The sequence below is a fragment of the Candidatus Nitrospira salsa genome, from assembly GCF_965152625.1.
Genome location: NZ_CBCUCO010000003.1, coordinates 24002 through 36168, shown reverse-complemented (window position 1 = coordinate 36168; position 12167 = coordinate 24002). Strand labels below are relative to the sequence as shown.

The following is a 12167-nucleotide window of genomic DNA, read 5'->3' as shown; positions in this document are numbered from 1 at the left end:
CCTAGTCAATTCTGAGCTATCCGCTGTTTTTTGGTAACTCAATCGACCGAGTGGTTTATCGACGGCTTCTGATCCACTGCTGATTCTCATAGCCCGTCTATATCCTATATGAAGAAGAGATCGCTTTTTATTTCTAACACTTGGGTAATTAACTGTCAGGTGTAATAACTTGGGCAAGGCATTTTATTCGCTCAAATCTTAGCTTTTATTGGCACACTTTTCACCCGTCTCCGCAGAAAGGCCGAGTGCTCGGCCTTCGTAGCCAAAGCGACTTCGGCGGAGTAGACTCAATCCGTAGATGAATGCGAAACGGGTTATCCTCTGAAGCTTAAACCGCTTGCGCGCCAAAGCTTCAGAGGCGAGCGCGAAGGAGGATGAGGCTTCGGCAGGTTCAGCCGAAGAAATCTGAAGATGCTATGGGCGTAAGCTCATTGAGCTTCACAGTGGTGTCTTTCTTATTTGTTTGATTATTTTTGTTTGACAGTGTCCGTCTCAAGCGGAAACGCTAATCTTTCTTTGACTCATTTCGAACCCGACTCTCAGTATGAGAAAAGGCGTAATTGATTATTTTTTTACAGAAATCTCGTGGTGCGTCTGTGACATGGAAATGAGTTTGTCTCTATCACAGGCGCAGCAAATATCTCAAGACCTGACAGATAGCGACATTGTTCCTCATGATTAAAGGAATAGGGTCTGCCCGCGTTTGTCGTATTAATGCGAAATTTTTTATTGACTATATGAGGCTTCCGTACCTACTAGGATGGACTTACTGAGCAAAAGATGAAACGAGCACCAGAAGAAGCTTCTCGAACAGAATACGATGTGCTGATTATCGGGGGAGGGATTTACGGTGCCTGTGTTGCACGAGATGCAGCTTTTCGTGGCTTGAAAGTCCTTCTTTTAGAAAAAGGTGATTTCGGTCATGCAACATCCAGTAATAGCCACAAGATCATTCATGGGGGATTACGTTACTTACAGCATGGGAATTTAACTCGAATGAGAGAGTCGATTAAAGAGAGGAGTACTCTCGTACGAATTGCCCCTCATCTTGTGAAGCCTATGCCGTTTCTCATCCCGACTTACCAGCATATTGGGGCCAAAAAATCTCTGCTGCGTATTGCGCTGAAGGTCAATGATCTCATTGCGTTTGATCGAAATCACCAATTACCTGAAACCGTCCAGTTTCCTCCAAGCCATGTGATATCCAATGAACAATCCCTGAAGCGTTGCGCAGTCATTAATCAATCAAAATTGACTGGAGGGGCGTATTATTTTGATGCTCAAGTTCATAATTCTGAACGTCTTTTGCTGGCTATGTTGCAGTCAGCTTATGACAAAGGGGCAGATTTGCTTAACTATGTAAAAGTTTCTAAACTTCTCCTGGCTCGTGGTTCAGTTATGGGGGTACAAGCAGAGGATATCCTGAGCCGCAATCTCATGGAAATTCAAGCAAGATTGGTCGTCAATTGTAGTGGCCCATGGTTGGATCGATTCATGTCATCGGGGAATGGTTCAGCTGTCCCCTTTCGAATCCCGCTACTCAAGGCTGTCGTTCTGGTCACCAATTCCCTTGTTGATGGTGTGGCTCTTGGAGTTCCCAGTCAATATTCATACGTTGATGCTGACGCGATCATCAATAAAGGAAGTCGGTATTTCTTTATTACTCCGTGGCGCAATCGATCATTAGTTGGGACCTTTCAAGCACGATATGATGGAAATCCTGATGATGCAAGTGTGACCGATGAGGAGATCGAGGCTCAGCTAGAAGAAATAAACGCGAGTCTTCCCGAAGCTAGGATTACACGAAATGATGTCCAGTTGGTCAACTGGGGTCTCCTGCCGAGAAGTGATGCGTTAGGTGTCAACAAAGATGTTCAATTAGCCAAGCATGCTGTGATTTATGATCATGAAAAAAAATCAGGCATCAGAGGAATGCTTTCCGTAAGTGGTGTGAAGTTCACGACTGCGCGAGCGGTAGCCGAAAAAACGGTTGATCTGGTGTTGTTCAAATTAAGGAAACGATCAATTCCATGTACAACTGGGACCGTGCCAGTTTACGGTGGGGATATTTTTTGTCAAGACAAGCTTGTTCGGGAAGCAATGGAGCAAAAGCCTGACAGTCTACCTCCTCAATGTGTCTCACATATCGTGAGTACCTACGGGTCTCGTTTCTCTGAAATTTTTCAGTACAGTGGAGAAGATCAGAAATTCGGCACCCAAGTAATCGCGCATATGCCAGTGACCAAAGCGGAAGTCGTTCATGGAGTAAGGAAAGAAATGGCTCAGACGCTCAGTGATGTGGTATTTCGACGGACGGGGCTCGGCACGATTGGATATCCTGGCACTGAATGTCTCCACTCATGTGCCATGTTGATGGCCAAAGAAATGAAATGGGACGAACGCAGAATCCAAAGTGAATTGGATGAGACAAATGCTGAATTTCGTCGGAGAGGAGCAAGTCTATGCCGGAGGAACTAGCGTCTAATCGTATTCTTGTCATCGCGCCCACACCATTTTTTGCGGATCGAGGCTGCCATGTACGGATTCTTGGCGAGATTAAAGCGTTAAAGAGTCAAGGCTATGTTGTGCAACTCTGTACGTATCATTTGGGAAGAGATATCGACGGCATTGACACGATTCGAACCATGACGATTCCTTGGTACAAAAAACTTTCCGCTGGTCCTTCTATCCATAAATTCTATATTGATGTCTTGTTGTTATGGAAAGTGCTTCAGGCCTGTCGGTCGTTTCGTCCTAGCATTCTTCATGCACATTTGCACGAAGGGATTGTGATCGGGAAACTTGCGAGTCTGTGGTACAAAATCCCCATGGTTGCTGATTTGCAGGGAAGTTTGACGGAAGAAGTCCTTGATCATGGGTTTCTTCCTCGTTGGACGTGGCTTGCAACAGTTGTGCGATGGATAGAAAAAAAGGTCAATGCCATGCCATGTCATTTGATCACCAGTGCCTCTCGCACGGCCCAACAGGTCACAGAAACGTTCGGCGTGACGAATGTGTCAACGATTGGAGATGGTGTTGATCTGGATGTGTTCTCTCGTCAGCCTGAGGATCTTGCCCTGAAAACAAAACTCGGGATTGTTCCAGATGATAAAGTTGTCGTGTTTATTGGCGTGTTGACGACGTATCAAGGTATTGATTTATTATTGGATATGGCTGTGTTAGTGCTCAAGGAAGTTCCGACAGCTAAATTTTTGATTATTGGTTTTCCCGAAGAATCGTATCAGAAAAAAGCGATCGCAATGGGACTTGGGGATCGAGTGATCTTTACCGGTAAGATCGAGTATGCCGATGCTCCTCGATATCTGTCGTTAGGAAGTGTGTCGGTTTCACCAAAAGTGTCGTCATCCGAAGCGAATTTAAAATTGTTTACGTACATGGCGTTGGGTCTTCCATGTGTCGTATTTGATAATCCGGTCAATCGAGAAATCTTAGGGAATTTAGGGGTCTATGCCCCCAATAATGATTTCGTGACCTTTTCCAAGATGATTGTGGAACTCTTACTCGATCATGAACGAGCGCAGGACCTTGGGGCAAATTGTTATCAAAAAGCCTCGTCAGAGTATTCGTGGGAAGCTGTTGGATATCAGTTGCGGGAAGTCTACGGGAAACATGCAGGGGTCGCGCCTATTGCCTGAAGGGAGGGTGAAAACCATGGCCGATACGGTACTTGTTACTGGTGGGGCAGGGTTCATCGGTTCGCATGTCGCTGATGAATTGATTGCACGTGGCTTACATGTTGTGGTGTTGGACGATTTGAGTGGTGGATTCAGCGAAAATGTTCCTGAGGGGGCAGAGTTTGTTGAAGGGAGTATTGTGGATACTCAGTTGATTCATGAGTTATTCACAAAATACAAATTTTCTTATGTGTATCATCTTGCCGCCTATGCGGCGGAGGGATTAAGTCACTTCATTAAAAAATTCAATTATGAGAATAATTTGATTGGAAGTATTAATCTCATCAATGCATCCGTCAATTATGAGGTCAAATGCGTGGTATTTACTTCATCCATCGCCGTGTATGGGCAGAATCAGTTACCGATGACTGAAGACATGGTTCCGGTTCCTGAAGATTCATACGGTATTGCCAAATTGGCCGTTGAACAAGATTTGCAAGCAAGTCATGAGATGTTTGGTCTCGATTATGTGGTGTTTCGACCTCATAATGTCTATGGCGAACGGCAGAATATCGGTGATCGGTATCGGAATGTTGTAGGCATCTTTATGAATCAACTGATGCAGGGGCAACCGATGACCATATTTGGAGATGGAGAGCAGAGCCGAGCATTTTCCTATATCCAGGATGTGGCTCCGATTATTGCTGGTTCTCCCTTTAATTCGCGGGCGTTGAACCAGGTGTTCAATGTGGGTGCTGAAACCCCGCATACCGTCAATGAGTTAGCTGAGATTGTTGCAGGGGCTATGGAGTGCGAGAAGAAGATTACATATTTAGATGCACGAAATGAGGTGCTGCATGCATTCTCAAGTCATCAAAAGCTTCACGAAGTGTTTGGTGATGCCCCTAAAGTGAGCTTGGATGATGGCGTGCTGAGGATGGCGGCATGGGCTAAAAAGGTCGGTGCAAAGCGAGGAAAGACGTTCGAGGGAGTTGAGATATTGAAAAATATGCCAAAGAGCTGGCAAGAGGCTTTGACCGAAAGTGCCAGGTAGCTAACGTTTCGAGGTTGAAATTGTTCTTGACAGTCTGTCTTGTATGGAATGCTCTCTCGCTTGTTTATTTTGTTGTATGAATAACCTGTCCGATGGGAAGTGAGTGGTGAAGGTTCTTGTTACGGGGGGAACAGGTTTTACGGGTGGCCATTTGTGTGCGGAGTTGGTCCGGCAGGGCTATCACGTTCGGAGTTTGGTTCGACCAGAGACTCGCGCCAGCGAATTAGAGAAACTCAATGTTGAACTTGTGAGGGGTGATCTGTGTGATCCTGACACGTTTCGGAATGTAGTGGATGGTGTCGACATTGTCTTCCACATTGCAGCATTATTCCGTCAGCAGGGAGTCGGCCCTGAAGTATTTAGAAAAGTGAATGCGGAGAGTGTTGAGCATTTACTCAAAGCATCGATTGAATGTGGTGTGTCGAGGTTTGTGCATTGTAGCACGGTTGGCGTTCATGGGCATGTTGTTACATCACCAGCTACTGAAGAAGCTCCATTTGGTCCTGGAGATATTTACCAAGAAACAAAGTTGCAGGGTGAGGATATTGCGCGTCGCTACATGAAGGATGGTCATTTGCCGGTGACCATTGTTCGTCCTGCCGGAATCTATGGCCCGGGAGACATGCGGTTTCTCAAACTCTTTCGAGCGATTCACCGTCGTCGGTTTGTCATGATCGGAGCTGGGACGGTGAACTATCACTTTACTTATATAGATGATCTCGTGGATGGGATTATCTTGTGTAGTCGATCAGAACAGGCCATTGGGAAAACGTATATTCTGGGTGGAAAAGAATATATTCCACTTAATCAACTGGTTACCATGATTGCCGATGAGTTGCAGGTGAAGCCTCCAGGATTGCGTCTTCCTCTATGGCCCGTGTATGCAGCAGGCTTTGCTTGTGAAGTTATTTGTAAACCATTTGGCATTGAACCGCCGCTATATCGGAGGCGTATTGATTTCTTTAAAAAAAACAGAGCATTTGATATTTCTAAGGCAATCAAGGAACTCGGCTATCAACCAAAGATTAACTTGAAAGAAGGTATTCACCGAACAGCTTCGTGGTACAAGGAAAGGGGATACCTCTAAAGATTTTTGTGCCATGGATATTAGGGTTTTACTAGAGGGTCAATAATTGCACTGACCGTTATCCGGTTGAGATAGGAGAGGGCACAGGCTTGGCCCCTGTACTCAGTTGCGGAATAGATGTTGAAATGGTTTAAAACTTTTCAGTAGTAAGTGACTATTGGAGAGTTTCCAACTATACATATTCGTTTTCGCCCGTTGAGATCTCCTACTGCTTACTCTAATAAACCCACCTATGCATTTTGTGGCTCGCTGGTGTACCAAGGAGGAACTCAAAAAATTCCAATGAACTTATTTGAATGAAGAAATGAAGGACCTCGAGTGTGTCTCCGTTAAATCTGGGCAGCATGAATTATGTTATTAGGTCAACGGGGTTTCGGTCGTGCTAACGTTTGCTGGGAGTGTTTCCCATACATTTCAAATCACAGTTGCTATAATGGGTAAACAAGGTAACAGGTATACTGGGTCGTAGTAGGATGTCTCCTTTGTGTTTGAATCTAGATGCACAACAATCATTTCAACCCGTTGACGCGAGTCAAGCCCAAAGTTAGTTGAAATTCGTCACGGCTCCCAAGTTGTTCCTTCGGCAACCCTTTGTGTCGTGGTCGGCTCCAAGTTCAGTTCACGTTGGAGTGCCGTTCGCAATCGGGGTAAGAGTCGGTAGCCTTTCACTTTCCGAAGCCGTGCCTTGATACCCAACCGCGCGGTGGCCAACCAGCGCTGGCGTTGATTCGAATTGGTCCACCGATCCACCTTCGCACACCGCTGACCAAGGCATTGATCGACTCTAGACAATTCGTCGTCTTCAAGGACAGCCCCAGCAGAGCAAAGACCCCAAGCCGATGCAACGTCAATGTCTCCGCAAGCCCTTCCGCCAAACTCCGAGCCGCTGATTGGTTCCGAGTCTCAAGTACGCGCTGCAGGTGACCGAGCGCCATCTTCGCTTCCGCATACGTCGGACGCTGATAGGCCCGTTGAAGGCGGTGCCGTCAGGACTCCTGCTCGCCTTTCGGTAAATGCTTTACCACATTCTCTCGCTTATGCTACTGGCAGCGTTGAACCACGGCCGAAGGATGCCAGGCCGTTCGTACTGTCGCCCGCAAGCCCTTCCCACCATCAATGATCACCAGCAGGCCTTGCGAGGGATTGAGCCCCATTCCCCCAGCGTATACAGGAATGTGGTGAGACTGGGTTCGTTTTCTGTCCCTGTTTCCACAAACCCCAGCACGTGTTTCTCGCCTGTCAGCGAGACGCCAATGGCCACGACCATCGTCATGTCGGCGCAGGTCTTCCCCTCCAGAAAGACGGCCACGAGAGCCAGCGCGCTCAGGTCGCGTTCTGGGAGGGCCTTGAGCTGCGTGGCACTGCCTTGCGTAAAGGCACGAGACACCGTCGAACTCGACAAGCCAATGGCTCAGGGTACTGCCGCAGCTTCATAATTCCGACGCGGAATCTCATAGAGCAGCCGCTTGAGGAGGACCTCATCCAATGCCCCCTGCTACGAAGGTGGTCCAGCGTTTGTAACGGGATCTCGCTGCCAGCCACGAGCTGCACGCGGGGGATACGAAGCGTATGCCGTTGGCCCGCCACCTGCACACTGCCGGGATTAGTCCCATGCTGCTGCCCAGGCAACTGCGAGGCTTTCCGGGCATAGCGGGTGCCTGCCAATTTCCCGACCTCCTCCTCCAAGAGGTCGTGGAGATGCATCGGCCCCAAGGGGATAAGCGCACAAATGCATTCGGCCTTCGTCTCCACATCGAACCCCTCATACTGCGCCGGTAGAAGGACACGCTCGGGTCCCAAGCGGCGCGCCTACTTGCTTCTCTATAGGAGTTTTCGCAATACTGTTCATGAGGTGGCTCCTCTCTTCTCAGAGGGATGAAGTCGATTCTTGCTCGAACGCCATCTCACCACCGGGAAGGAGCCGTTTCAAATTCCAACTGGACTTAGCACCCATTCAAGAAAATTGAGGTCTTGCGGATCGATTACACTGAGCAACGGCCTCATGGCTCATCGGGCCACCTGACGCCATTCGAATTCACAGAGATTTAAGGTCAAAAGCCTATTTCAGAAGCTCAGATTTTCCCGTTCGCGGCGGCCAAGTTTTTGGATGGTAAGAAACAGAAAGGAGCATTTAGATTTAGGCATGAGGTCTCCAGGTCAGAAGCATGAAGAGGTCACGATCGCAATTGTTAATTATAATGGAAGGGATATATTGGGTGATACTATTCGCTCTTGTCTGGATCAAGACTATGAAGCTAAACGAATTATCATGGTTGATGATGGTTCAAATGATGGAAGTGTGGAGTTTGTAAAAAGTAAATTTCCAGAAGTTGTCATAATTGAAATGGGTGGGAATACCAAAAACCTTAATAGAGTTAGAAACGTTGCTATTAAAAATGCGAAATCGAGTCTGGTATTTCTCATAGATAATGATATAGTCCTAGGAAAAGGCGTGCTTAAGATATTGGTTGCTTTCATAAACTCAGAAAATAATGTGGCGATTTGTTCGCCCAGACTGCTCTATTATACGGATCCCTCAAAAATAAATATGGATGTGATACAGCTGCATTATTTAGGAACAGCTGTTGCCTATAATAGAGATGCACCATTGACGGAATGCGTCAAGTATAGTGTGCCACAGATGAAGACAGGGTGTGGGATATTGCTTTTGAAAAAACAAAAAGTTGAAGAAATTGGTTTGTTTGATGAAGGCTATTTAATGGCTTGGGGTGACGATGGAGAGCTATATCACAGACTTCAACTGGCAGGCTATAAATGCTGGCATATTCCTCAAGCTATATGCTTCCATAAAACGAAAGAATGGTCAGGAGCAAGACATTTCCGAGCATTTGGCCAAGTCTATAATCGGTGGCGGTTGATTATAACGTCTTACTCGACCCGAACGATGGTATTTTGCCTACCCGTGTTATGTGTGTATGATCTGTTGCAATTAGGGTTTTTTTTCTACAAGCGATTTCCTAGCCTTTATTTTAAAGCCTTGTATAAATTACTAAAGGAAGTAAATGAATTGAGGATACGCAGAAAACAAATCCAGAAGACGAGAAAAGTCTCAGATAGGCAGCTTCTGGTTAGTGGCCCCATATATGTATCACCTTACCTTATGAACAATAAACTTCTATCGCTGTTCGTGCTCATCACAAGTTATATATTTAACGCCTATTGGGCTATGGTTAAAAGAGCTTTGTGATATGCCATAGCGTTGTGATACCGGGGCACGGAAGATATTGTAGTTTTATTGCTAGCGTGTTTATAGATAACCTCGGGTTCATACCTTGTCTGACATGTCCACAGAAATTTTAACTGCACAGTTCACAGGGTTCAAGAAAAGTTCTTGACAAAGAAATTCTTGTTAGTGGGCGATTGTATGTATCGCCTCAATTAGTGTGCAGTAGAGGTGTGTCAGTCACACTAACGACTATAAGTGCGGTATTTAACGTATACTGGTTGGTTATCAAGAGGTTATTGTAACCTCCATTTTTGGGGTAATCGATGGATACTCTTTCAGAAATCGTTAGTGAGATGAACTGTTTTGTTCGTCATGCGTATCCGGATTTTGTAACGTCATCATCTCCAAATGCTCGTCTTAGTGAAATCCCAATTTTCGTTTTCCATACGATAAATCCTCAAAGCTTTGAGCTGCAGTTATCCTATCTTCAGTGCAATGGGTATAGGACAATAAATGCGGATGAGCTGTATGCATATCTAACGAATGATATCCCAATTCCACCCAAAACGATCCTCCTTGCGTTTGATGATGGGCGTAGGAGCGTATGGGAATACGGGTATCCTCTCCTCCTAAAATATGGATTTACCGCGGTGGTGTTTATAATCCCTGGTTACACGGTTGAACAAACCGTGATATGCCCTACCTCCGAACCAATAAATGGAGAAGCACTATTGTCGTGGGAGGAAATAGAGATTATGCACAAAAGTGGTTTGGTTGATATTCAAAGCCATTCCCTTTACCACCATAAGGTTTTCACAAGTGACCGGCTTATTGGTTTCCTTGATGAAGATAGGATCCAACCAATATATGATCAAGTAATGCCATATGGTTTTGAGCCAGAATACCTTGCAAGTCCCCCTGAATGTTTCTTTGGAATGCCCATCTATGAGTCCGCTTCGCTCATGGAAGGCAAGGGGTATTATGTTGGTGATGTTCAGTTACAATCTTCGTGTATTCGCTTTTATCAGGAGCATGTAAAAGGAAACGGATCCGTTAAGAGCAGGCGAAAGGAAATGATGAGGTTTGCCAAACATCATAAAATGCAAAGAAATGGTTCAAGTTATTACAGTACTGCCCAAGACACTTCTCTCGCTATCCTTAAGGATCTCTCCCTCTCCAAGGAGATGATAGAAAACAGATTGGGAAAACCTGTCAATCATCTTTGCTACCCGAACTGTCTGTATAGCGAGCTTTCCACCAAGCTATCTATGGAAGCAGGGTATCTAACCAACTTCTGTGGTTGTATCCCGGGAAAGCCAGCGAATAAAAAGGGGGACAATCCGTACAGGTGTGTGAGGCTAAAAAATGATTTTATCTTTAGACTCCCTGGAGAAGGGAGAGCGAGCCTTCTGTCAATCATTGAATCCAAAATTAAGCGAAGATTAAAGGGTGATAAGGGATTTTGATAGGTTGATTTGAAGCTGTGAGAACCCTGCTGCTGTTTGGCGAGACGCTGTCGTCGTTCCCACTATTTTGATACATCTCATCTGTCGCCCGGAAATCAGGATTAGAAGTGAATTCAGACGTCTTATCAAACCCACCTGCAGACCGTCACGTAGCACTGAACATGTTGGTGCGAGGAAGCGGTCTCATTATGCTGGGAATGGGGATAAAAGTTCTCTTGACCTTTATCACAGAGGTGCTAGCCGCCCGCATTCTTCTCCCAGAACGTTATGGGTTGATCACATGGGGGATGATGTCTCTCAACCTTCTATGCATACTAACTGGCCTCGGTTTCAATACAGCCATACGACGGTTCGTGTCAATATATCAAAGTGAGGGCAAACCTGAGTTAGCGTGTGGAGTTATAAATCTTGCGACACTCGTTAGTGCAATTGGAGGCTTTCTTGGAGGGATTGGGTTGTTTATCGGTGCAGGGTGGCTCGCTGCGAGTGTGATGGGGGATAACCGTGAAGCCTTAATCCTCACGACATTGGCTGTCGCTCTGCCTCTCTTGAATCTCCAGCGGGTCATGATCGCAGTGTTCAGCGGGTTCAAACTCCCGAAGTATAAGGTGCTGGTTGAGGATATTATGGTCCCAGCAGGTTTTTTGATCGTAGTCCTGTCGGCGTGGGTAATGGGATGGAAAGAATTTCAGATTGTGTGTGGATATGTCCTTGTCTACTTCCTTTCGAGTATATTGGCGGTCGCATTTGTGCGGACAAAGACTCCTTACAGAAATATGGTGCAAGTTCAACCTCAATACCGCCCACGTGAAATATTAAAATTTTCCTGGCCATTGATTTTTACAGAGCCCTTGGCGAAATTCACAGGATTTATCGATGTCATTATTATCGGAGTTTTTGCTGCATCATATGAGGTTGGGCTTTATCGATCAGCTTCCGACCTAGCAAGTGCAATGACTTTGATCCTCATGTCCTTTGCTTTCCTATATCTTCCAATAGGTTCAGATTTTATCGCGAAGGGTGAGAACAAACAGTGGAAGGATATGAATGCTCGTGTAGCGCGGTGGTCTGCGGTGATGGCCTTCCCACTTTTCGCGACACTATTTTTCTTTCCCGAGGAAGTGCTTGTTACAGTTTATGGAGAGCAATATATCGAAGCGGCATCGTCGTTGCGAATCCTTGCTGTGGCCTACTATGGTAATGCCATGGTTGGGTTCACCGGACTAAACCTTGCCATCGCTGGCATGACGAAGACCCAACTCGTGGTGTTTTTTTGTGGTTTCGTCCTTAACGTTGCAGGCAATGCCATCCTAATCCCCGTGTATGGGATCGAAGGTGCAGCTGTGGCATCACTATTGAGTATTTTTGCCATCAATGGTACGTGTTTGGTCGTGCTGAAGTGGAAGTTTGGCATCCATCCGTTTGCTCGTCAATACATTCACAATTTAGGCTTCATGCTCTTGACCGCTTCTGTGGGAGCGTGGAGCTGGCACCAGTTCACCGACGCTGTTTCGGATATCATTTCGGTGACAGTTTTTCCGTTGATGTGCTTTAGTTTTATCTATATTCTCTACGCGCTCGGCTATTTGATTGACCCGGTTGACAGAGAACTTATGCGAATACTGATCAAGCGGCAAGTTTCAACTCTCCACAAACAGACATTATGATCGTTTCGAGATGTGTGCATTCGCCGATAACATCTTTAGTTGTTACTAAGCATGTAGGCTGATATGATCCA

The 12167-nt window shown here is 46.0% G+C and carries 9 protein-coding genes; 7 read left to right on the top strand and 2 right to left on the bottom strand.

The annotated features are described in order from the left end of the window. Nucleotides 1–780: 780 nt before the first annotated feature. The 4 genes from ACWQXP_RS11690 (at nt 781) to ACWQXP_RS11675 (ending at nt 5776) form a co-directional block, all read left to right on the top strand. Nucleotides 781–2478: an FAD-dependent oxidoreductase gene (locus ACWQXP_RS11690; protein WP_454063053.1), complete on the top strand. Its 1698-nt coding sequence runs from the start codon at nt 781–783 to the stop codon at nt 2476–2478. Next, nucleotides 2463–3656, top strand: coding sequence for a glycosyltransferase (locus ACWQXP_RS11685; RefSeq protein WP_454063052.1), 1194 nt, complete (start codon nt 2463–2465; stop codon nt 3654–3656). Before ACWQXP_RS11690 ends, ACWQXP_RS11685 begins: the two co-directional genes overlap by 16 nt. Before the next feature lie 16 nt (nt 3657–3672). Continuing rightward, nucleotides 3673–4689: an NAD-dependent epimerase/dehydratase family protein gene (locus tag ACWQXP_RS11680; RefSeq protein ID WP_454063051.1), complete on the top strand. Its 1017-nt coding sequence runs from the start codon at nt 3673–3675 to the stop codon at nt 4687–4689. A 106-nt stretch (nt 4690–4795) separates the two neighbouring features. Beyond that, complete coding sequence (locus tag ACWQXP_RS11675) at nt 4796–5776, top strand: NAD-dependent epimerase/dehydratase family protein (protein ID WP_454063050.1); 981 nt, start codon at nt 4796–4798, stop codon at nt 5774–5776. A 665-nt stretch (nt 5777–6441) separates the two neighbouring features. On the opposite strand, the gene ACWQXP_RS11670 is transcribed toward ACWQXP_RS11675, so the two are convergent. Together ACWQXP_RS11670 and ACWQXP_RS11665 are read right to left on the bottom strand one after the other, a co-directional pair. Further along, complete coding sequence (locus tag ACWQXP_RS11670; RefSeq protein ID WP_454063049.1) at nt 6442–6711, bottom strand: hypothetical protein; 270 nt, start codon at nt 6709–6711, stop codon at nt 6442–6444. Nucleotides 6712–6896: 185 nt separating this feature from the next. Continuing rightward, a complete protein-coding gene (locus ACWQXP_RS11665) occupies nt 6897–7178 on the bottom strand; it encodes a transposase (RefSeq protein WP_454063048.1) in 282 nt (93 codons plus the stop codon). A 705-nt stretch (nt 7179–7883) separates the two neighbouring features. Here ACWQXP_RS11665 and ACWQXP_RS11660 point away from each other — a divergent pair. From ACWQXP_RS11660 to ACWQXP_RS11650, 3 genes are all read left to right on the top strand, one after another. Then, a complete protein-coding gene (locus ACWQXP_RS11660) occupies nt 7884–8984 on the top strand; it encodes a glycosyltransferase (protein WP_454063047.1) in 1101 nt (366 codons plus the stop codon). A 302-nt stretch (nt 8985–9286) separates the two neighbouring features. After that, nucleotides 9287–10429, top strand: a complete 1143-nt coding sequence (locus tag ACWQXP_RS11655; RefSeq protein WP_454063046.1) for a polysaccharide deacetylase family protein — start codon at nt 9287–9289, stop codon at nt 10427–10429. A gap of 107 nt (nt 10430–10536) precedes the next feature. Continuing rightward, a complete protein-coding gene (locus ACWQXP_RS11650) occupies nt 10537–12096 on the top strand; it encodes a flippase (RefSeq protein WP_454063045.1) in 1560 nt (519 codons plus the stop codon). Nucleotides 12097–12167 lie beyond the last annotated feature (71 nt).